This window comes from Streptomyces sp. NPDC079020 (genome assembly GCF_044542225.1).
Classification (GTDB): Bacteria; Actinomycetota; Actinomycetes; order Streptomycetales; family Streptomycetaceae; genus Streptomyces.
The window spans coordinates 13,290-37,710 of sequence record NZ_JBITUB010000019.1 but is presented as its reverse complement, the minus strand read 5'-3'; the positions used below and the strand labels follow the sequence as shown (position 1 = coordinate 37,710).

The window sequence follows — 24,421 nt, the reverse complement described above, 5'->3', positions numbered from 1 at the left end:
GTTCAATCCTTCTTTCTGCTGTGGGGCGGGCGCCGCACGGGCGCCGCGCACGGTCTTCAGGAGTGGTCTTCACCGGTGGTGCCGGCCAGTCTCTTCGCCAGCACCGCCCCCATCTCGGCCAGCGGCCGCGGCCGCATCAGGTCGTTGTGGGCGACGGCCACGTGGTGGACCTCCAGCTCCCCGTCGAGATGGGGCAGCCAGTCACCGGGCTCGCCCACCGGGTCGACCGTCGCGGCGAACATCAGCACGTCGGCCCGGCAGCGGCCGGTGACCGAACCGGCCTCGACCCGGAAACTGTTGGCCATCACCCGCTGGAGGCGGCGCAGCTGCTCCTCCGACAGCCCGGCCAGTTCCCTTCCGGAGGCCCGCATCGCGGCCATCACCCGGCCGAACTCCACCGGGCCGTCCAGCTCGGACACCTCCATGCCGATCGCCACGAGGACGCCTTCGAGGAAGTCGCGTTCGGAGAACGAGGCGGCGGGCTCGGCACCGGTACGCGGATAGGCGTCCAGCACGGCGAGCAGTTCGACCTCCTGCCCGGCGGATTCCAGATGTACGGCCATGGCGTGCGCGACCCGGCCGCCGAGCGACCAGCCGAGCAGCCGGTAGGGGCCCTCCGGCTGCACGGTGCGGATACGGGCCACGTAGTCGGCGGCCATCTCCTCGACGGACTCCGGCAGCGGATCGTCGTCGTCCAGCCCGGCCGACTGGAGGCCGTACAGCCCGACCTCCGCGGGCAGGTGCTCCGCGAGTCCGGCGTAGGGCCAGCTGAGCCCGCCGAGGGGATGCACGCAGAACACCGGTGCTCCGGTGCCGCCGGGACGCAGCGGCAGCAGCCGGCTCAGCGGCCCCGCTCCGTCGGCCCGCGCGAGACGGACCGCCAGGGCCGCCACCGTGGGCGCCTCGAAGAGGGACACCACCGACATCTCCGCGCCGAGCCGGTCCCGGACCCGGCTGATGAGCCGGGTGGCGAGCAGCGAGTGGCCGCCGAGCTCGAAGAAGTTGTCGTCGATGCCGACCGTGTCGTGTCCGAGCAGCTCCGCGAAGATCTCGCAGAGCGCGGTCTCGGTCCCGTCGCGCGGGGCCCGGCCCGGCTCCCGCTCCAGCAGCCGAGGTGCGGGCAGCGCCCGCTTGTCGACCTTCCCGTTGGGGGTGACCGGCACGGCGTCGATCACCGTGTAGTGGGCGGGCACCATATGACCGGGCAGCAGGGTCGCCAGATGATCACGCAGCTCCGCCGGGTCCGGGAGTTCCGCCGGGTCGGCGGGGGTGACGTACGCGGCGAGCCGGGCCTCGCCCGGGGGTGCCGTGTGCACGGTCACGATCGCGCTGCCCACCAGGGCGTGGCGCGCGAGCGCGTGCTCGATCTCGCCCGGCTCGACGCGCTGACCACGGATCTTCACCTGGTCGTCGGTACGGCCGAGGAACTCGATCACCCCGGTCCGGGTGACCCTGGCCAGGTCACCGGTCCGGTAGAGGCGGGAGCCGGGCGGACCGTAGGGGTCGGCGACGAACCGTTCCGCCGTCAGAGCGGCCCGGCCCCGGTAGCCGTGCGCCAGCTGCACACCGCCCAGGTACAGTTCGCCGACGCTGCCGGCCGGGGCCGGAGCGAGCGCGGCATCCAGCACATAGGTCCTGGTGTTCCAGACCGGCCGGCCGATCGGGACCACCGCGGCGTCCGACGCGGCAGCGCAGTCCCACGCGGTGACGTCCACGGACGCCTCGGTCGGACCGTAGAGGTTGTGCAGTGCGGCGGGGAGCACCGAGCGGAAGCGGTCACGCAGTCCGGCGGGCAGCGCCTCGCCGCTGCACAGCACCGTTCGCAGCCCGGTGCAGGCGGCGGCGGTGGGGCCGGCGAGGAACACCTCCAGCATGGACGGCACGAAGTGCGCGGTGGTCACCCCCGCGTCCCGGATCAGCTCCGCCAGGTAGGCGGCGTCACGGTGCCCGCCCGGTCTGGCGGCCACCTGTACCGCACCGGCGACCAGCGGCCAGAAGAACTCCCAGACCGAGACGTCGAAGCCGGAGGGGGTCTTCTGCAGCACGCGGTCGTCCGGACCGATCGGGTAGGCGTCCTGCATCCACAGCAGCCGGTTCACGATGCCCCGGTGCGGTACGACGACGCCCTTGGGGCGGCCGGTGGAGCCGGAGGTGTAGATCAGGTACGCCGGTGAGTCCGGCAGCGGTCCGGGCAGTACGGCGGTGGCCGGCAGCGCGGCCAGCTCCTCCCCCGTGCCGGGGCCGTCGAGCACGATCAGCTGCCCGGCGGTCGCGGCACCGTCGGGAAGGCCCTTCCGGCCTTCCTGTGTGGTGATCACGACGGCCGGTCCGGCGTCGGCCAGCATGTACGCGATCCGCTCGGCCGGGTAGTCCAGCTCGACGGGCAGGTAGGCCGCGCCCGCCTTGATCGCGGCCAGCAGGGACACGGTCAGTGCGGTGGAGCGGGGTACGGCGACCGCGACGGTGTCGCCGCGGCGCACGCCCCGGGCCACCAGGAGCGCGGCGAGCCGGGCCGAGCGCTCGTCGAGCTCCGCGTAACTGAGCAGTCCGTCCTCGGCCACCAGTGCCGGGGCGTCCGGGGTCCGCGCCACCTGGGCGGCGAACAGCCCGGCGATGGTCTCCGGCTCCGGGGCCGACGCCGTCGCCCCGGGCAACTCCAGCACCCGCGCCGTGTCGTTCCACCCGGTCAGCAGCCGCGTGCGTTCGGCGGGGTCGAGGATGTCGATCCGGCTGAGCGGCTTCAGCGGGTCCGTGGTGCCCTCGGTGAGGAGCCGGACGAGCCGTCGGCCGATGTCCTGGACGGTGCTCTCGTCGAAGAGGTCGGCGCTGTAGTCGACCGTGACGTCGATTCCGGCCGGGGCGCCGTCCAGGTCCGTGCGCTCGACGAAGTTGAAGCCGAGGTCGAACTTGGCCGCATGGCCCTCGCCGTCGACCGGACGGGCCACGAGGCCCGGCAGGTCGAGCGTGGCGACCGCGTTGTTCTGGAGCACGATCATCACCTGGAACAACGGATGCCGGGCCATCGACCGCGAAGGCTGCAACGCGTGCACCAACTGCTCGAACGGCAGATCCTGATGCGCGTACGCCGCCAGATCCGCCACCCGCACCCGGTCCACGAGCTCACCGAACCCCGGGTCCCCGGACACATCCGCCCGCAGCACCAGCGTATTGACGAAGAACCCCACCAGCTCGTCCAGCGCCGCGTCCGTACGACCCGCGATGGCCGTCCCCAACGGAATGTCCGAACCGCCGCCCAACCGCGACAACAGCCCCGACACACCCGCCTGCAACACCATGAACAGACTCGACCGCGACGACCGCGCCAGAGCGGCGAGGTCCCGGTGGAGCGCCGTACCGAGCTCCAGCGACACCGTCCCGCCCCGGTAGCTGGACACCGCCGGACGCGCCCGGTCCGCCGGAAGGCCCAGCTCGTCCGGAAGTCCGCTCAGCGCCTTGCGCCAGTGGGCGAGTTGCTGCGAGATCGCCGAATCCTCGTCGCTCTCGTCGCCCATGACCTCGCGCTGCCAGAGCGCGTAGTCCGCGTAACTCACCGGCAGCGGCTCCCACCCCGGCGCGTCACCCGCCACCCGGGCCCGGTACGCGACCGCCAGGTCCCGCGCCAGCGGCGCCTGCGACCAGCCGTCACCCGCGATGTGATGCACCACCACACACAGCACATGCTCATCGTCCGCGACCCGGAACAGCCACACGCGCAGCGGAAGTTCGGCCGACAGGTCGAAGCCGGCCGAGGCGACCCGGAGCAGCTCCGCGTCCAGTTCGCCGGCGGCGGTCTCCCTCACCTCGAAGGGCACCACCGCGTCATCGGCGGGAATCACCTCCTGCCACGGCTCGCCGCCCTCGTCGGGGAACACCGTCCGCAAGGACTCGTGCCGCCCCACCACATCCACCAGCGCCGCCCGCAGGGCATCCGCGTCCAGCGCACCCGACAGCCGCACACCCAGCGGAATGTTGTACGTCCCGCTCGGCCCCTCCATCCGGTTCAGGAACCACAGCCGCCGCTGCGCGAACGACAACGGAACCCGCACCGGACGCACCATCGGCACCAACGGCGCGCGTCCACCCGCCGACGACCCCACCACCCGCTCCGCCAACGCCACCACCGTCTGCGCGTCGAAGATGTCCCGGAAGGGAAGCTCGATGCCGAACAGGGAACGGACGCGGCTCACCAGCCGGGTGGCCAGCAGTGAATGGCCGCCCAGGTCGAAGAAGTTGTCGTCGATCGACACCGCCTCCACACCGAGCAGTTCGCCGAACAGGTCGCAGAGCGTCCGCTCGACGTCGTCGCGCGGACCGCGTGCCTCGCTGTGCCGCGGATCGGGCAGCGCCGCACGGTCGACCCGTCCGCCGGCCGTGTACGGGAGCGCTTCGAGCTCCACATAGTGCGCGGGCACCGCGTGGTGCGGAAGCGCGGCGGCGGCACGCGCCCGCAGCGCCGCGATGTCCACGGGGGACCTCGGGTCGGCGGGCGTGACGTAGGCCACCGGTACGAGGGCTCCCGAGGGGCCCGTCCGCGCGGTCACGGCCGCGGCACCGACGCCGGGGTGCCCGGCCAGGACGCGTTCACTCTCGCCGGGTTCGATGCTCCTGCCGTCGACGACGATCCGTTCGTCGGTACGGCCCAGCAGCTCGATCGTCCCGTCGCGGGTGATCCTGGCCAGGTCACCGGTCCGGAAGAGGCGGGAGCCGGGCGGACCGTAGGGGTCGGCGACGAACCGTTCCGCCGTCAGAGCGGCCCGGCCCCGGTAGCCGTGCGCCAGCTGCACACCGCCGATGTGGAGCTCCCCGGGGCTGCCCGGCGGCAACGGGGAGAGACGGTGGTCGAGCACGAGGGCGCGGGTGTTCCAGACCGGCCGGCCGGCCTGCGGGTACGCGCCGTCGGCGCCGTCGGCGCCGGACCGGGCGGTGGCGTCGGACGACGCCTCCGTCGGACCGTGCAGCACATGCAGGTCCACCCCGGACAGCCGGGACCGGAAGCGGTCGCGCAGACCGGCGGGCAGCGGCTCGCCGCCGCACAGCACCCGGCGCAGTCCGGTGAGGTCGGCGGCCTCGGGACCGTCGAGGAACACCTGGAGCGTGGACGGTGCGAAGTGGGCGGTGGTCACCCCTTCACGCCGGATCAGCCGGGCCAGGGCGACCGGGTCGCGGTGGCTGCCGGGCGGGGCGACCACCTGGGCCGCACCGAGCACCAGGGGCGCCAGCAGCTCCCGGACCGCGGTGTCCAGGTCGGCGGGCGCCTGGTGCAGCACGCGGTCGCCGGGGCCGATCCCGTGGGCGTCCCGCATCCACAGCAGCCGGTTCACGATGCCCCGGTGCGGCAGGAGGACACCGCGCGGGCTGCCTTCCGGATCCGCGGTGTGGATCAGATAGGCCGGTGAGTCCGGCAGCGGTCCGGGCAGTACGGCGGTGGCCGGCAGCGCGGCCAGCTCCTCCCCGGTACGGGGGTCGTCGAGCACGACGACCGCACGATCCGGCTCGGGGAACAGGGAGCGGAAGTCCTGTGCGGTGATGACGGCCGCGGGCGCGGCGTCGGCCAGGCGGCCCTGAATCACCGCGGCCGGGTGTTCCGGCTCGACGGGCACACACACCGCACCCGCCCGCAGCACCGCGAGGTGCGCCACGGTCAGTGCGGCGGAGCGGGGTACGGCGACGGCAACGGTGTCGCCCCGGCGTACTCCGCGCGAGACGAGGAGCGCGGCCAGCCGGGCCGAGCGCTCGTCGAGTTCGGTGTAACTGAGGCGCCCGTCCTCGGCCACCAGTGCCGGGGCGTCCGGGGTCCGCGCCACCTGGGCGGCGAACAGCCCGGCGACGGTCTCCGGCTCCAGCTCCCGCGCTGTGTCGTTCCACCCGGTCAGCAGCTGCTGCCATTCGCGCGATTCGAGCAGATCCAGCTGGCTGATGGGCATCGCCGGATCGGCGGCACCCAGGGACAGCATCCGCACCAGGCGTCGGCCCAGGTCCGCCACCGTGCTCTCGTCGAAGAGATCGGCGCTGTACTCCACCGTGACGTCGATACCGGCCGGGGCGCCGTCCGGACCGGTGCGCTCGACGAAGTTGAAGCCGAGGTCGAACTTGGCCGCACCGCCCGCACTGTCGACGGGGCGTGCCTCCAGACCGGGCAGGTCGAGCGTGGCGACCGCGTTGTTCTGGAGCACGATCATCACCTGGAACAACGGATGCCGGGCCATCGACCGCGAAGGCTGCAACGCGTGCACCAACTGCTCGAACGGCAGATCCTGATGCGCGTACGCCGCCAGATCCGCCACCCGCACCCGCTCCACGAGCTCACCGAGCCCCGGGTCCCCGGACACATCCGCCCGCAGCACCAGCGTATTGACGAAGAACCCCACCAGCTCGTCCAGCGCCGCGTCCGTACGACCCGCGATGGCCGTCCCCAACGGAATGTCCGAACCGCCGCCCAACCGCGACAACAGCCCCGACACACCCGCCTGCAACACCATGAACAGACTCGACCGCGACGACCGCGCCAGCCCCACCAGTTCCCGGTGCAGCCGGGCGCCCAGCTCCACCGACACCAGACCGCCGCGGTAGCTCGACACCGCCGGACGCGCCCGGTCCACCGGAAGGGTCAACTCGTCGGGGATTCCGTCCAGTACGCCGCGCCAGTAGGTCAGCTGACCCGAGATCGCCGAGTCCTCGTCGTTCTCGTCGCCCATGACCTCGCGCTGCCAGAGCGCGTAGTCCGCGTAACTCACCGGCAGCGGCTCCCACCCCGGCGCGTCACCCGCCGCACGGGCCCGGTAGGCGACCGCCAGGTCACGCGCCAGCGGCGCCTGCGACCAGCCGTCACCCGCGATGTGATGCACCACCACACACAGCACATGCTCATCGTCCGCGACCCGGAACAGCCACACGCGCAACGGGAGTTCCGCCGACAGGTCGAAGCCGCAGGACGCCGCCGAGGCCAGGGCCGGATCCAGCTCGTCGGCCGCCACCTTCACCAGCTCGAACGGCACCACCGCGTCACCGGCGGGGACCACTTCCTGCCACGGCTCGCCGCCCTCGTCGGGGAACACCGTCCGCAAGGACTCGTGCCGCCCCACCACATCCACCAGCGCCGCCCGCAGGGCGTCCACGTCCAGCGCACCCGACAGCCGCACACCCAGCGGAATGTTGTACGTCCCGCTCGGCCCCTCCATCCGGTTCAGGAACCACAGCCGCCGCTGCGCGAACGACAACGGAACCCGCACCGGACGCACCATCGGCACCAACGGCGCACGACCGCCCGCCGCGGACCCCACCACCCGCTCCGCCAACGCCACCACCGTCTGCGCGTCGAAGAGGGCGCGTACCGGCAGCTCGATCTCGAAGACGCTCCTGATCCGGCTCACCAGCCGGGTGGCCAGCAGTGAATGGCCGCCCAGGTCGAAGAAGTTGTCGTCGATCGACACCGTCGGGGTGCCCAGGACCTCGGCGAACAGCCCGCACAGCATCTCCTCGTGCGGGGTCCGCGGCGCCCGGCCCCCGGCGGGGGCGGCGCTCAGGTCGGACACCGAGGCGGCCTCGCCCGCACGCGGGGCGTGGCGGGGCGCCTCCCAGCCGGCGGGCGGTACGACCGACTCCAGCACGTCGGAGACCGGCCGGGTGCCGTCCTGCGCGATGGCTCCCAGCAGCGTCTCCAGATTGCCCAGCAGCCCGGCGACGGTGTCCTCCGTGAACAGGCCGCTGCGATGGCCCAGACGGAGCTGGAGGCGGTCCCCGGGGACCGCGATGAGCGTCAGCGGGTAGTGCGTGGCATCGGACCCGGAGGTCCCGGTGATCGTGAGGTCGCCCAGCGACCCGCGCATGCTGTCCGCGTCCACCGGATAGCTCTCGAAGGCCACCAGGCTGTCGAACAGTTCGCCGTGGCCCGCGGCCCGCTGGATCTCCGTCAGCCCGATGTAATGGTGGTCGAGCAGGGCCGACTGCTCGTCCTGGACGCGCAGCAGCAGGGCCCGCAGCGACTCGGCCGCGTCCAGCCGGATGCGTACCGGCACGGTGTTGATGAACAGCCCGACGATGCTCTCGACGCCCTCGATCTCCGGCGGACGGCCGGAGACGGTCGCGCCGAACACGATGTCGTCGCTGCCGGTGAGCCGGGCCAGCTGGAGACCCCAGGCGACCTGCACCATGGTGTTGACGGTGATCCCGAGCCTGCGGGCCAGGGCGGTCAGCGCCGCGCTCCGTTCCGCCGGCAGATCGACGGTGAGACGGCCGGGCAGCAGGGAGACGGTGTCGTCGGCCGCCGGGGCCACCAGGGTGGGGCCCGCGAGGCCGTCGAGGGCGGCCCGCCACTGCTCCAGTCCCGCCTGCTTGTCCTGCTTGCGCAGCCAGGCGAGGTACAGCTTGAACGGGGGCGCGGGCGGCAGACCCGTCGCGTCGCCGCCGCGCCGGTACAGCTCGAAGAGCTCACCGAGGACGAGCGGCATGGACCAGCCGTCCAGCAGGATGTGATGGCAGTTGAACATCAGCCGCCAGGAACGCGCGGCCAGGCGTACCACCGTGAACCGCAGCAGCGGCGGGTCGGACAGGTCGAAGCGCACGGCCTCCTCGGCCTCGGCCAGCTCGGCCAGCCGGGTGCGCCGCTCGTCCTCGGCCAGCGCGGACAGGTCGTGCACCGCGACCGGCGTGACGAACTCGCGCGGCACCACCTGCACCGGGCGGCTCAGGTTCTCCGACAGGAACCCGGCCCGCAGCGTGTTCCGGCGGACCAGCAGGGCCGTCACCGCGTCGCGGAAGACGTCCAGGTCGAACGGGCCCTCGAAGTCGACGGCCAGCCGGACGGTGTAGACGTCCAGCGCGTCCTCGTCGTACGTCGCGTGGAAGAACATGCCCTCCTGCAACGGTGCGAGCGGCAGGATGTCCTCAAAAAGATCCTTGCGGGTCACCGGGTCTTCCTCCACTCAGCTTCCAGTACCCCGAGATCGTCGAGTCCGAGGTCGATCAGTGACAGGTCCGCCGGCGCGAGAGCGGCCGGGTCCCCGTCGCCCGCGTGCTCCGCGAGGGCGGTGAGCGCGCGGAACCAGCCCTCGGCCAGCGCGCGTACGTCGTCGTGGCCCAGCAGGCGCCGCGGCCAGGTCCAGTTGGCGACCAGCCGGGGGCCGTCCACGTCGTCCTGGACCAGGACGTTCAGCGACAGCGCGTGCGGGGCCGGCATGTCCGGGTCGCCGCCGAGCTGCCGGAGCACCTCGGCGTCGGCGGACATGGTCCAGTCCTCGGCTCCGGACCCGCCCCGCCCGTCGTCCGGCGCGTCCGCGGCGACCGCCGCCCGGCCCAGGTAGTTGAAGCCGAACTGCGGGGAGCCGAGCGGGGCCAGCTCCTCGCGGGTACGCGGGTTGAGGTGGCGCAGCACGCCGTAGCCGATGCCCTCGTCGGGCATCTGCCGCAGCGTCTCCCTGACCCGGCCGACGGCCTTGTGCAGGGCGGCGGGATCGGTGAGGACTCGGCCCCACGACACCGGTCCGAGGTCCAGCCGCACGGGCGCGAGGCTGGTGAACCAGCCGACCGTGCGGGAGATGTCGAGGTCGGCCCCGGCGGGGATCTGCCGGCCGTGGCGCTCGACGTCGACCAGCACCTCGGTGCCGGCCCCCAGTCCGCGCCGCCGCCGCCAGTCGGCCACCGCGAGCGCGAACGCCGTCAGGAGCACATCCTCGACACCGCCGCGCGTGGCGGCGGGCACCCGCGTCAGAAGCGGTCCGGTGACGGTCTCCGGCAGCGTCAGCACCAGCGCGTCCTGGGTGCCCATGGTGTCCAGGGCCGCGTCGCGGGGCTCGGCCGTCACCGGTACGTCCTCGCCGGCGAGCTGGTCGGACCACCAGGCGACCTGGGCGGCGCGGGCGGGCTCGGCGGCGAGTTCGGTGAGCCACTGCGCCCACCGCCGCCACGAGGTGCCGACCGGCTGCGGCGCGGCCGCCGCGGACACCGAGGCCGCCTGCCACGCCTCCGCGAGGTCGGGGACGAGGATCCGCCAGGACACCCCGTCGACGGCCAGGTGATGGCCCAGGACCAGCAGCCGGCCCGCCTCGTCCGGTCCGGCGTCGAACCACACGGCCCGGACCATCGCGCCGTCCTCCGGGGCCAGGCGCGACACGGCCCGCTCCGCCTCCTCGGCGATGACGGTGCGGACCTTGTCCCGGTCCGCGCCGGTGATGTCGACCCTGCTCACGCGGTCGGCCGGATCCACCGCGCCGCGCGGCAGGACCTCGTAGGACCACTGACCGCCACCGACCGTCAGCCGCAGCCGCAGCGCGTCGTGGTGGTCGAGGACGGTCCCGAACGCGGTGGTCAGGGAATCCAGCGTGACCCGGGCGGGCACCCGGAGCAGCACCGACTGGTGGAACCGCCCGATCGGGCCGCCGTTCTCGCGCAGCCAGTGCGTCATCGGGGTGAGCGGCACCTCGCCGATCCCGGCGTCGGGGTCCTGCGGGGGCAGTTCGGCCACGGGGCGGGCGACCGCCGCGAGTCCGGCGACCGTCTTGTGCTCGAACACGTCGCGGGGAGTGATGACCAGCCCGCCCTTGCGCACCTCGCCGACCAGCTTGATGGAGACGATGCTGTCGCCGCCCAGCTCGAAGAAGTTGTCCCCGGCGCCCACCTCGGACAGCGCGAGCACCGATCCGAAGGCCTCGGCGAGCACCTTCTCGGCGTCCGTGGCCGGCTCGACGGCGCCGTCGCCGGAGGCGGTGAACCCGGGTACGGGCAGGGCCGCGTGGTCCAGCTTGCCGTTCACCGTCAGGGGCAGTCCGTCCACCACGACGACCGCCTGCGGGACCATGTACTCCGGCAGCCGCCCGGCCGCCCAGGCGCGTACGGCGGCGGCGTCCGGGCCGGTGCCGGTGTTGGTGCCGGCGTCGGGCACCACATAGCCGACGAGCTGCCGGACACCGGGCCGGTCCTCCCGTACGACGACCGCCGCGCTGTCCACCCCGGTACAGCCCGCGAGCACGGACTCGATCTCGCCGAGCTCGATCCGGAAGCCGCGCAGCTTCACCTGCGAGTCCCGGCGGCCCACGAACTCCAGCTCCCCGCCCGGCCGCCACCGCACCACATCACCGGTCCGGTACAGCCGCGAACCCGGCTCACCGAACGGGTTCGCCACGAACCGCTCCGACGTCAGCGCCGCCCGCCCCGGATAGCCACGGGCCAGCCCCGCTCCGGACACGTACAGCTCACCGGGCACCCCCACCGGACACAGGTTCAGCGCGGTGTCCAGGACGTAGACCCGGGTGTTGGCGATCGGCCCGCCGATCGGCGGGGTGACGGTGCCGTCCACCGGGTCGCTCGCCGTGGCGCAGACGGTGGTCTCCGTGGGCCCGTAGGCGTTGATCACCCGCCGGCCGGGCGACCAGCGGGCGGCCAGCTCGCGCGGGCACGCCTCACCGGCGGTCACCAGGGTCAGCCCGGCGGGCGCGGCCTCGGGCTCAGCCCCGGACAGCGCCGTCGGGGTGAGGGTGGCATGAGTGATCCGCTCCTCGGTCAGGAAGCCGGTGAGGTCGGTGCCCAGCACCGGACCGTCGGCCGGTGCGAGGACCAGCGCGGCGCCGTTGAGCAGGGCCATGACCGTTTCCCAGGCGGCCGCGTCGAAGCTGGGGGCGGCGAACTGCCCCACCCTGCTCTCCTCGTTCACCCCGAGCCGCTCGGCGTGCCACGCCGCGAGGCTGCCCAGCCCCCGGTGGGTGACCGAGACGCCCTTGGGCTGCCCGGTGGAACCGGAGGTGTAGATCACGTACGCCGGGTTGTCGCAGGACAGCGGCGTACGCCGGTCCGCGTCGGTGACCGCGGCCCCGGACCGCTGCCCGAGTGCCGCGAGGACCTCGGGGCTGTCCAGCACGAGCGGTCCGGTGACCTGCTCCGGCAGCCGGCCGGCCAGCGGCCCGACGGTGATCACGACCGTGGGGGAACTGTCGCGGAGCATGTAGGCGATCCGGTCGGCCGGATGGTTCGGGTCGACCGGGACGTAGGCCCCGCCGCTGATCATCACGGCCAGCAGCGCGGTGGTGAGTTCGGCCGACCGGGGCAGGACCAGCGCGACCCGGTCCTCCGGGCCGACACCGCGCTCGATCAGCAGCCGGGCGAGCCGGTTGGCGCGGCCGGCCAGTGCGGCGTAGTCGACGGTGACGCCGCCCGAGACCACCGCGGGCCGGGCGGGCACGGCGGCGGCCCGGCGGGCGAAGAGGTCCGGAACGGTCCCGGCGGGCACCGGCCGCCCGGTGTCGTTCCGGCCGACGAGCAGGTCCGCGCGCTCGTCCGGCGTCAGGATCTCCAGCAGGCGTACCGGCCGGGCCGGGTCCGCGACGACGGCGCGCAGCAGCGCGAGCAGGTGACCGGCGATGCGCTCCGCGCTCCCGCGGTCGAACGTGTCGGTGCTGTAGTTCAGGATGCCGGAGATCCCGCCCGACGCGGCGTCCTCGGCCAGGCTGAGCTCCAGGTCCACCTTGGCGACCGGCAGCAGCATCTCCTGGACCCCGACCCGCAGTCCGGGCAGCTCCAGTTCCCCGGAGGTGTTGTTCTGATACGCGAGCAGCACCTGGAACAGCGGGTTGTGCGACAGCGAGCGGTCGGCGCCGACGAGGTCGACCAGCCGCTCGAAGGGGAGGTCCTGGTGCGCGTAGGCGTCCAGGGCGGTCCGGCGGGCCCGGCGCAGCAGGTCGACGAAGCGCGGGTCGCCGGACACGTCGGTGCGCAGCACCAGGGTGTTGACGAAGAACCCGATGAGGTCGTCGGTCGCGGTGTCCGTCCGGCCCGCGACCGGCGTACCGATGGGGATGTCCGTCCCGGCGCCGAGGCGGGACAGCAGCGCGGCGAGAGCCGCCTGGAAGACCATGAACGGTGTGGTGTCGGTGGCCGCGGCGAGCTTCCGCAGGCCCGCGGCGAGTCCGGCGTCGATGGTCACCGGCACGACGGCGCCCCGGTGGGTGGCCACCGGCGGGCGCGGCCGGTCCGCCGGGAGTTCGAGCTCCCGCGGGGAACCGGCGAGCTGTTCGGCCCAGTAGGCCCGCTGCGCGGCGGCCAGGCTGCTGCCGTCCGCCTCGTCGCCCAGCAGCCGCTGCTGCCACAGCGTGTAGTCCGCGTAACTCACCGGCAGCGGCTGCCATCGCGGTGCCGCGCCCTCCAGCCGGGCCCGGTAGGCCTCGCCGAGGTCGCGGGCCAGCGGCGCCTGCGACCAGCCGTCCCCGGCGATGTGGTGCACCACGACGCACAGCACGTGCTCGTCCGGCGCGGTCCGGAAGATCCAGGCCCGTACCGGCAGGTCGCGGGCGAGGTCGAAGCCGGCCGAACCGGCCGCGTCCAGCGCGGCGTGCAGCCCGGCACCCGGTACGTCCGAGACCTCGATGTCCACCGTCGCCGACCCGGCCGGGACGACGCGCTGCCACGGCTCGCCGTCGGTGTCCGGGAACACGGTGCGCAGCGACTCGTGCCGTTCCAGCAGGTCGCCGAAGGCGGCGGTCAGCGCCGGGACGTCCAGTTCGCCGGAGAGCCGGACGGCGAAGGGGATGTTGTAGGTGGCGCTCGGCCCCTCCATCCGGTTGAGGAACCACAGCCTGCGCTGGGCGAACGACAGCGGCACCCGCTCCGGCCGGACGGCCGGGCGCAGCGGGATCCGGGCCGGGGAGGCGGTGTCGGTGAGCCGGAGGGCCAGCCGGGCCACGGTCGGTTCCTCGAAGACCCGCCGGATGGAGAGTTCGACGCCGAGGACCGAGCGCACCCGGCTGACGAGCCGGGTGGCGAGCAGCGAATGGCCGCCGAGTTCGAAGAAGTTGTCGTCGACCGACACGGAGGGCAGCCCGAGCACTTCCTCGAACAGGCCGCACAGCAGCTCCTCGTGCGGGCTGCGCGGTCCCCTGGCGTCCTGCGCCGTGTACGCGGGAGCGGGCAGGGCCTTCGTGTCGAGCTTCCCGTTGGTGGTCAGCGGCAGGGCGTCCAGGACGACGACCGGCCGCGGCACCATGTACTCCGGGAGCCGCTCGGCGGCCCAGGCGCGCAGCTCGTCCGGGTCGAGCGCGGCGCCCGCGGCCGGTACGGCGTAGCCCACGAGCTGGCGTACCCCGGGCCGGTCCTCGCGGACGAGCACGGCGCTCTGGCCGACCGCGTCATGACCGGCGAGCACGGACTCGATCTCGCCGAGCTCGATCCGGAAGCCGCGCAGCTTCACCTGCGAGTCCCGGCGGCCCACGAACTCCAGCTCCCCGTCCGGCCGCCACCGCACCACATCACCGGTCCGGTACAGCCGCGAACCCGGCTCACCGAACGGGTTCGCCACGAACCGCTCCGACGTCAGCGCCGCCCGTCCCAGGTAGCCACGGGCCAGCCCCGCTCCGGACACGTACAGCTCACCGGGCACCCCCACCGGACACAGCCGCAGGTCGCCGTCGAGGACGTACACCTGCTTGCCGTCGAAGGGGCGGCCGATCGGCACCGGGTCCGGCACGGGCACACCGGCGGTCAGCGGGTGCGCGGCGGCGATGACGGTGACCTCGGTCGGCCCGTACGCGTCCACGACCGTGATGCCGGGGCAGGCCTCCAGGACCTGGCGCACCGACGCGGCGGGCACCGCCTCACCGCCCGCCCACACCTCGCGCAGCGGCCGGAAGGTCTCCGGTGCCTCGGCGGCGATCAGCCGGAACAGGCCGGTGGTGAACAGCGCGGCGGTGACGCGGCCCTCGGTGATGGTCCTGGCGAGGGTGGCCATGTCCAGCTCGCCGGGCGGGCCGATGACCAGGGTGCCGCCGTTCAGCAGCGGGGTCCACATCTCGTACGTCGACGCGTCGAACGCGTGGGCCGAGTGCATCAGCACCCGCTCCTGCGCGCCGCCCGCGAACCGGCTGTCGGCGACCAGGTCACCGATGCCCCGGTGGGTGACGGCGACGCCCTTCGGCCGGCCCGTCGAGCCGGAGGTGTACATGACGTAGGCGATCCGCTCGGCGCCCGGCGGCATCGGCACACCGCCCTCGGGGACCGGGTGGCTCGCGGGCAGGTCCCCCTGCTCCAGGACCAGTGCGGTACCGCTGTCGCTCAGCACGTCCTCGCGCCGGGAGCGCGGCCAGCGGTGGTCGATGGGCACGTACACCGCACCGGCCCGCAGCACACCGAGCACGGCGAGCACGAAGTCGGCGGAGCGGTCCATGGCGATGCCGACGGGCTCCTCGGGGCGCACCCCGCGCTCCAGCAGCCAGGCGGCGATCTCCTCCACCCGGGCGGTCAGCTCCGCGTACGTCAGCGAGAGGCCGCCGCAGAGCACCGCCTGGCGGTCCGGGGCCTCGGCGGTGCGCAGCGCGAGCAGCTCGGGGACCGTGCGGGCCGGTACGGGGGCGGGGGCCGGGTTCCAGCCGTCGAGCAGCCGCGACCGCTCCTCGGCGGCCAGCAGTTCGATCGCCCCGGTCCGCACGGACGGGTCGTCGGCGAAGGACGTGAGCACGGCCGTCAGCCGCTCGGCGAAGCCCTCGATCTCGCTCTCGCCGAAGGCGTCGGACCGGTAGGTGAAGCGCAGTTCGAGCGAGGAGCCGGGGATGACCATGAGGGCGAGCGGGTAGTGCGCGCCGTCCGTGGAGAAGAAATCGGCGACCGACAGCCCGCCGGGCAGGGACAGCGCCGCCGGGTCGACCGGGAAGTTCTCCAGCACGGTGAGGGTGTCGAACAGGTCGCCGTGCCCGGCCGCCCGCTGGATGTCCGCCAGTCCGAGGTGCTGATGGGCCATCAGCGTCTGCTGCTCGTCCTGGAGCCGTCCGCAGAGCGCGAGGAGCGATTCCTCGCGCCTGATCCGGACCCGTACGGGCACGGTGTTGAGGAAGAGCCCGACCATGGTGTGCACACCGGGGATCTCCGGCGAACGCCCGGCCAGCGTCATCCCGAAGGTGACGTCCCGGCGGTCGGTGAGCCTGCTCAGCACCAGCCCCCACGCGGCCTGCACCACGGTGTTGAGGGTGACGCCGTGCTCGCGGGCCCGCTCGGTCAGCCGCCGTGTCGTTTCCGGCGGGAGGAGGCGGCCGACCCTGCTGGGCAGCACCGACGTGGAACGGTCGTCGGACATCGCGGCCAGCAGCGTCGGCTCCTCCAGACCGTCCAGGGCCCGGCGCCAGGCACCGGCGGCGGCTTCGCGGTCCTGCCGGGCGAGCCAGGCCAGGTGGTAGCGGTAGGGAGTCACCGGGGGCAGCGCGGAGGCGTCGCCGCCCGTCGCGTACAGCTCGAACAGCTCGCGCACCAGGACCGGTGCCGACCAGCCGTCCAGCAGGATGTGGTGGTTGGTCACCAGCAGCCGGTGCCTGCCGTCCGCGACCCGGACCACGGTGAACCGCAGCAGCGGCGGAGTGCGCAGGTCGAAGCGGGCCGCGCGGTCGCGTTCGGTGATCCCGCGCAGCTCCGCCTCCCGCTCCTGCTCGGGCATCCCGGTCAGGTCGTGCTCGTGCCAGGGCAGTTCGACGGCCTTCGGGATGAACTGGAGCGCACGCGGGCCCTCGTGCCGGAACCCGGCGCGCAGGTTTCCGTGCCGCTCCAGCAGGGCGCCCGCCGCGGAGCGCAGGGCCGGCACGTCGAGCGGGCCGTCGATGTCCATGCCGAGCTGCATGACATAGACGTCCGGACCCGACCGGTCGTCGTACTGCGCGTGAAAGAGGAGGCCCTCCTGGAGTGGGGTGAGCGGCAGTACGGCTTCCAGCGACGCGTTGTCCTTCGTGCTCATTCCGAGATGCTCCATTTCGACTCGAACTGATCGAGTTCGTCCTGCGAGACCAGGTCCATGTCCCATTCGCCGCCCGCCACCGGGTCCGGCCCGCCGGCCTCCGGCACGGCGATCGCGGCGAGGGCCCGCACGGTGCGGTGGGCGAACACGTCCTGCGGGGTGAACCGGAGCCCCTCGGCGCGGGCCCGGCTGACGAGTTGGATCGACACGATGCTGTCGCCGCCCTGGCGGAAGAAGTCGTCGTCCACACCGGCCCGGGGAAGCCCGAGCACCTCGGCGAAGAGCCGGGCGACCGTCTTCTCCTGGGGGGTGACGGGTGCCGCGTCCGAGGCGGGCGCCGTCGCCTCGGGAGCGGGCAGGGCCCGGTGGTCGAGCTTGCCGTTCAGGGTGACGGGCAGGGCGTCCAGCAGGACCAGCGCGGCGGGCACCATGTGGTCGGGCAGCCGCTCGGCCAGCGCGCCGCGCAGCTCGGCGACCAGGGCGCCGCTCCTGCGGCCCACGAGCGGGTCGTTCGCGTACCGCCGCGGCGCCTCGCCCGGGAGGTACAGGTCCCGGTAGGCGGGCACCGCCGCGCTCGCGGCACCGTCCGTCCCCGCACCGTCCGCACCGGGCTCCGGTACGAACACGGCGTCCAGCCGGCCGTCGTCGGCCCCGGGCGTCCAGGTGATCAGCGCCCGGTAGCCGTGGGGCGAGCCCACCTCGTGCAGGGCCGTGACGTCGACGTCCGCCGTCGCGGGTCCCCCGGTCCCGGCCGCCAGGGCCAGGTCCGCGCCGAGCCGGCCGTTGGGGATGCCGGTCACCCGCAGGGCGGCCGGCTTCTCCTCGCGCAGCCGGGCGGCCAGCCCGTCCAGGCCGCCGGTCCGCTCCCAGGCGAGGGAAGGTGCCGCCGCCAGGGAGACCGGGGCGGCCGGCCGCTTGTGCAGCACCACGTCGTAGCGGTAGCGGCTGAGCTCGTTGGCGTACTCCCCGCGCTTGATCCGGATGTCCGCGCCGCCGAAGCCGTCCAGCACGGCGCCGAGCGTGTCGAACAGGCCCGGATCGACGAGGAGTTCGGTCTCGCGCTCGACGGCGCGGTCCACCGCGTGCCGGGTGGCGTCGGCGCCGTCCCCGGGGTGGGCCAGCAGATGGACGGCCGTCCGCATGCGGCGCAGCAGCCGCAGGTCACGGATGTCGCCGAGGAAGACCGCGCCGGTGTCGCCGAGCAGGGAGAAGGCCTTCTCGATGACCTCGGTCAGGTAGTCCACGCCCGGGAAGTACTGCGCCACCGAGTTGATCACCACGGTGTCGAAGGTCCCCGCCGGCAGTTCGTCCAGCGCATGGGCCGCGGCGGCGGTGAACCGGGTGCGCTCCGCCAGGACCGGATCCTGCCCGGTCTGCCGCCGCAGGGTGGCGATCACCTCGCCGGACAGGTCGGTGCCCCAGTAGAGATCCACATGGGGCGCGACCGGGGCCATGATCAGCCCGGCGCCGACGCCGATCTCCAGCACCCGGCGCGGCCGCAGCTCCAGAATCCGGTCGACGGTCGCGGCACGCCAGGCCCGCATCTGAGCCTCCGGCAGCTCCGAACCGTCGTAACTGCTGTGCCAGCCGCTGAAGTTCTCACCCAGCGCCGGTCCGTCCTGCCGGTCCGACGCGCTGTACACCTCGTCGTTGATGACCTGCCACTTGTCGACCTGGTCGGTCTCCAGGCCGGTGTCACGGGCGCCGTCCCCCTGTCCGGCGGGCACCACATAGCCGACCAGCCTGCGCTCGCCGGGCCGGTCCTCCCGGACCACGACGGCGGCCGACTCCACCTGCGGCTGATCGGTCAGCACTCCGGTGATCTCGCCCAGCTCCACCCGGAAGCCGCGCAGTTTCACCTGGTCGTCGGCCCGGCCGACGAACTCCAGCGTCCCGTCGGCACGTCGGCGCACCACATCGCCGGTGCGGTACATCCGCTCCCCGGCCGCGCCGAACGGCGCGGCGACGAAGCGCTCCGAGGTGAGTCCCGGGCGCCCGAGGTAGCCGCGTGCCAGGTTGACCCCGGACACGTACAGCTCGCCGAGGACACCGGGCGGGACCGGGCTGAGCTTCGCGTCCAGCACGTACACCCGCGCGTTGCTGATCGGGGTGCCGATCGGCGGGGCGAGCGCCCCGGCCAGCGGCTCGCTCATGGTGGCGCAGACCGTCGTCTCGGTGGGGCCGTACGCGTTGATCATGCGACGGCCGGCCGACCAGATCCCGGCCAGTTCCGCCGAGCACGCCTCACCGGCGACCGTCAGGACCATGTCCGCCGGTACGGCGGCCGGGTCCAGGCCGGTCAGCGCGATCGGCGGGATCGTGGCGTGGGTGATCCGCCGGGCGGTCAGGAACCGGGCCAGCTCGTCGCCGAGCAGCAGACCCCGGTCCACCGGGAGCACCAGCGTGGCACCGGTGAGCAGCGCGATGCAGGTCTCGGACACCGCGGCGTCGAAGCTCGGCGCCGCGTACTGGATCACCCGGCTGTCCGGCCGGACCGCGAACCGCTCGCCCTGCGCGGCGGCCAGGTTGCCGATGCCCCGGTGCGTCACCACGACGCCCTTGGGCACCCCGGTCGAGCCGGAAGTGTAGATGACGTAGGCGGCGTGGCCGGGAACGGCGGGCACCCGGCGGTCCGCGTCGGCGGGCGGGGCCGCGGGCCGGGCCGCGACCACGGCGGCCGTCCCCGGATCGTCGAGCACGGTCACCGGCACGTCCGGCACGACCTCGGCGGCCAGGTCCGCCACCGCGCGGGTGGTCAGCAGCAGCGCGGGCGCGGAGTCCCGGGCCATGAAGGCGACCCGCTCGCGCGGGTAGCCGGGGTCCACCGGTACGAACGCGGCGCCCGCCGTGACCACGGCGAGCTGCGCCACGAGGAGGTCCAGCGACTTCGGCATGACCAGCATGACCCGGTCCTCGGCGCCGATGCCGAGCGAGATCAGGTGCCGGGCCAGCCGGTTGACCCGCTCGCCCAGTTCGGCGTACCGCAGCTCCTGCTCACCGGCCACCACCGCGAGGGCGCCGGGGGTGCGCAGCACCTGGGCGGCGAAGAGTCCGGCCAGCGTGCCGGAGGGGACCTCGCACGCGGTGTCGTTCCAGGTGACCAGGATCCGCTCGCGCTCCTGGGCGTCCAGCACCTCCAGCTCGCCGAGGCGGGATTGGGGCGCTCCGGTCGCCTGGTCCAGCAGTCGCGTCAGCCTGCTGATGAGCAGTTCGACGGTCTCCCGGTCGTACAGGTCGGTCGCGTACTCGACGGCGCAGGTCGTGTAGGCCGGGATGTCGCCCTCGGCCGGCACCTCGCGGAAGTCGAAGAGCAGGTCCAGCTTGGCGGTGTGGGTGACGGCGGGCTCGATCCACGCGTCGAGACCGGGCAGGTCCAGGGCCGGGGTCCGGTTGTTCTGGAAGCCGAGGCCGATCTGGATGAGCGGGTGCCGGCCGGCCGAGCGCTCCGGGTTGACGGCCTCCACCAGCCGTTCGAAGGGCAGGTCCTGGTTGGCGAAGGCGGCCAGACCGTCGGCGCGGGCCCTGCCCAGCAGATCGGCGAAGGTGGGGTCACCGGTGAGGTCGGTACGCATCACCAGGGTGTTGACCAGGAAGCCGACCAGATGGTCGAGCGCCTCGTCGGTCCGCCCCGCGATCGAGATGCCGAGCGGGATGTCCGCACCCGCGCCGAGCTTGCTCAGCAGCGCGGCCAGCGCGGTCTGCACCACCATGAACGGGCTCACGTCGTGCTCGCGCGAGCACCGGGTCAGCCGCTGGTGCAGTTCGGCCGGGAGATCGAAGCGCAGCGTCTCCCCGCGGTAGGACGCGACGGCCGGCCGGGGCCGGTCGGTGGGCAGGGTTACCTCCTCGGGCAGCCCCCGCAGGTACCGCTTCCAGAAGGCGAGCTGGCCCGCGATCGCGGAGCCCGGGGTGTCCTCGTCGCCCAGGATCTCGCGCTGCCACAGGGTGTAGTCCGCGTAACTCACCGGCAGCGGCTCCCACTCGGGGAGCTCGCCCCGGCAGCGGGCGGTGTAGGCGGTCTGGAGGTCGCGGGTGAGCGGCACCAGGGACCAGCCGTCGCCGGCGATGTGGTGCACCGGCATGAGCAGCGCGTGTTCCCGCTCCGGCATGACGAACAGGTGCGCGCGGACGGGCGCCTCGGTGGCCAGGTCGAAGCCGATGGCGGCACGCGCCGTCATCGCCCCGGCCAGGTCGCCGGGGGCGATCTCGGTGACGCCCATGACCGGTGTCGCCTCCGCGGCGGACAGGATGTGCTGGCGCGGGGTGCCGTCACGGTCGGGGAAGACGGTGCGCAGGCTCTCGTGGCGGGCGACCACGTCACCGATCGCGGCCTGGAGCGCCGCACGGTCCAGGGAACCGTTCAGCCGGATCACCAGCGGGATGTTGTAGGTGCCGGAGCCGCCGTCGATCTTGTCGATGAACCACAGCCGCAGCTGGGCGAAGGAGAGCGGGATCTCCTCCGGCTTGTCCCTCGGGGTGAGCGGCCGGCGGGCCTCGGGCATGTCACCGTTGCCGGCGAGCCAGCCGATCAGCGCCGCCGGGGTGGGCGCCTCGAACACGGTACGGATGGCGAGTTCGACGCCGAACGCCGCGCGCACCCGGCTGACCAGCCGTGTCGCCAGCAGCGAATGCCCGCCCAGGTCGAAGAAGTTGTCGTCCATCGAGACCGAGGGCACGCCCAGGATCTCCGCGAAGAGACCGCAGAAGATCTCTTCCTCGGGGGTACGGGGCGGCCGTCCGCCGAGACTGCCCGTGAGGTCCGGGGCGGGCAGCGCCCGGGTGTCGAGCTTGCCGTTCCCTGTCAGGGGCAGCGCGTCCAGCTGCACGAACCAGCTCGGCACCATGTGCTCGGGCAGGGCGGCGGCCGCGTGCTTGCGCAGGTCCGTGGTGTCCAGGACGGTCCGGCCGCCCACGACATAGGCCACCAGCCGCTGGTCGTCGGGGGTGTCCTCGCGGACGACGACCGCCGCCTGCCGGACATCGGGGTGCCGCAGCACGGCGGCCTCGATCTCGCCCGGTTCGATCCGGAAGCCGCGGATCTTGACCTGCTGGTCCGCGCGCCCCAGGTACTCCAGGCTGGCGCTGCCGTCCACGGCCCAGCGGGCCAGGTCACCGGAGCGGTACATGCGCTGCCCCGCCGGGCCGAAGGGGTCAGCGACGAACCGGGAGCAGCTCAGACCGGGCCGGCCCAGATAGCCGTCGGCCACCCCGGGTCCGCCGACGTACATCTCCCCGGCCGTACCGGGCGGGACCGGGCGCAGCGCGGTGTCCAGCACATAGAGGCGCAGATCGCCGAGGCCCAGGCCGATCATGCTGCCGGCGCCGGCCGACGCGTCGGCCGCCTCCAGCGTCAGCGCCGTGGTGTGCACCGTGGTCTCGGTGATGCCGTACATGTTGACCAGTCGCGGCGCGTCCTCGGCGTGCCGCCCGTACCACTCGGCCAGCCTGCCGAACTCCAGCGGCGCACCGCCGAACACGACCAGCCGCAGACTGAGCGCCTGTCCGGTCTCCGGGTCGTCCCGGTCCGCCTGGACCAGCTGGTGGAACGCCGAGGGCGTCTGGTTGAGGACGGTCACCCGCTCCCGCACGAGCAGCCGCAGGAACTCCTCCGGCGAACGGCTCACCGCGAACGGCACCACCACGAGCTTCCCGCCGTGCAGCAGGGCGCCCCAGATCTCCCACACCGAGAAGTCGAACGCGTAGGAGTGGAAGAGCGACCACACGTCGTCCGGCCCGAAGCCGGTCCAGCCCGCGGTCGTCCCGAAGAGCCGGATCACGTTCCGGTGGGCGACCACGACCCCCTTGGGCCTGCCGGTCGATCCGGAGGTGTAGATGACGTACGCCGCCTGGTCGGGCAGGACGGGACCGCCGCGCTCGTCGTCGCGCACCGGGGTGTCCGCGAGGGCGTCGAGCTCGGCCGCCGTCTCCGGGCGGTCCAGCCCGATCTCCGGTGTCCGCACATCCAGCCGGGCGAAGGAGTCGCGCCGCGCGGTGACCACCGCGGCGGGGGCGGCGTCGCCCAGCATGTACGCCACCCGGTCCGCGGGGTACTCGGGGTCGATCGGCAGATACGCGGCGCCCGCCTTCAGCGTCGCCAGCAGCGCCACCGCCATGTCCACCGAGCGCGGCATCGCCAGCGCGACGAGCTGCCCGCGGCGGACGCCCCGGGAGATCAGCAGACGGGCCAGCCGGCTGGAGCGCGCGTCCAGTTCGCGGTAGGTCAGCCCCGGGCTGCCGGAGCCGTCGGGGCAGACCACCGCCGTGCGGTCCGGGTACGCGGCGGCCGCGACGGCGAACCGCTCGGGCAGGGTGGCGTCCGTGGCCGCGGCCGGGGTGCGGCCGGCGCCGCCCCACTCGCCGACCAGCCGGTCCAGTGTCGCGGGCTCCACGACGTCCAGGGCGCCGATCGGACGGTCCGGGTGCGCGGCCAGCTCGCCGAGCAGCCGGATGATCAGCCGGTGGTGCTGCCGCACCGCGTCGGTGCTGTAGACGTCCGGGTTCGCCGAGACGTCCAGCTGGAAGCCACCGTCCGTCCGGCCGACGACGATCAGCGAGAAGTCGTCGTCGTGCCCGGCCATCAGCGGGTGCAGGGTCGTCGGCAGATCCGCGAAGCGCAGCGCCGGAGCGACGACGTGCAGATTGAGCCGGGGTCCGAGCAGCCGGCCGTCGGAGCCGAGGAGCCTGAGGTCGCGCCGCAGGTCCTCGTAGCGGTAGCGCTTGTGCCGCGAGACGGCCCGCATGCGCTGATGCGCGTGCCGGACGAGCTCCGCGGCCGTCATGTCGGGGCGCACGGTCAGCCGCACCCCGACCACGTTGGACACCATGCCGGGCACGGTGCGCCCCGCGGCCGTCGTACGGGCGGCGACGGAGAGGGCGATCACCACATCGCTGTTGCCGGTGATCCGGCTGGTGTACGCGGCGACGGCCGCCAGCATGGCGGCCGGCCAGCCGACACGGCCGGCGCGGGCGACGTCGCGGACCTGGTTGCCCACCTCGGCCGTGACATGACGGGTCCCGCGCACCAGGTCGGCCGGCAGCGCCGTGGGGCGGTCGCCGAGGCTCACGGCGACCGGCCTGTCCGCGAACTCCCCGGTCCAGAAGTCCCGGTCGGAGGTGAACTCCTCGGATCCCCGGTAGGCCCGCTCGTCCTCGATCAGCTCGCGCAGCGGCGGGAACGCGCCTTCGGCGGTGTCCTCCCCCGCGACCAGACGGGTGTAGACCTCGGCCAGCCGGGAGGCGATGAGACTCGCGCCGAAGCTGTCCATCAGCAGGTGGTGGTAGCGGTAGTAGAAGCGGAAGCGGTCCTCGGCGACCTTGATGAGCGCGAAGCGGTACAGCGTGCCGCCGACCACCTCCACCGGGGCGCCCGCGTCCGCCCACATCCAGGCGTCGGCCTTCTCCTCCGGGCGCTCCTCGGCCGTGAAGTCCAGGACGTGCACGGGCTGCGCCGACCAGTCGGTGACCGGCTCGATCACCTGCACCGGGCCGGAGCCGTCGTCGGCGAAGCGGGCCCGGACGGCCTCGGTCTCGATGACGATCTGCCGCATGGCGGCGGTGAACAGCGGGGCATCGACGGCTCCCGCCATGTCCAGGTAGAGAGCCGCGTTGAACGTCGCGTTCGGACCGCTCAGGCTCTGCGCGTACCAGATTCCGGCCTGGCCGGCGGTCAGCGGCAGAACCGTGGCTGACGAGTCAGACATCTGTCCTCTGTTTCTTCGGGCCGGGCCG

At 73.5% G+C, this 24,421-nt stretch carries 3 protein-coding genes; all 3 read right to left on the bottom strand.

Going from position 1 to position 24,421, the window contains the following annotated elements; genetic code table 11:
• Positions 1–56: 56 nt before the first annotated feature.
• From ACIGJO_RS30550 to ACIGJO_RS30540, 3 genes are read right to left on the bottom strand one after another with little or no spacing between them, the layout of a single operon-like run.
• Entirely contained in the window at positions 57–8,906 is an 8,850-nt protein-coding gene (locus ACIGJO_RS30550; protein ID WP_399963685.1) for an amino acid adenylation domain-containing protein, read from the bottom strand.
• Positions 8,903–16,693, bottom strand: a complete 7,791-nt coding sequence (locus tag ACIGJO_RS30545; RefSeq protein WP_399963683.1) for an amino acid adenylation domain-containing protein — start codon at positions 16,691–16,693, stop codon at positions 8,903–8,905. The genes ACIGJO_RS30550 and ACIGJO_RS30545 overlap by 4 nt, the downstream gene beginning before the upstream one ends.
• Entirely contained in the window at positions 16,690–24,393 is a 7,704-nt protein-coding gene (locus ACIGJO_RS30540) for an amino acid adenylation domain-containing protein (protein ID WP_399963681.1), read from the bottom strand. Before ACIGJO_RS30540 ends, ACIGJO_RS30545 begins: the two co-directional genes overlap by 4 nt.
• Positions 24,394–24,421: the final 28 nt, after the last annotated feature.

Excerpts from the sequence above, each read along its gene's own strand:
- ACIGJO_RS30545 (WP_399963683.1), bottom strand. The coding sequence starts at position 16,693 with ATGAGCACGAAGGACAACGCGTCGCTGGAAGCCGTACTGCCGCTCACC.
- ACIGJO_RS30540 (WP_399963681.1), bottom strand. The coding sequence starts at position 24,393 with ATGTCTGACTCGTCAGCCACGGTTCTGCCGCTGACCGCCGGCCAGGCC.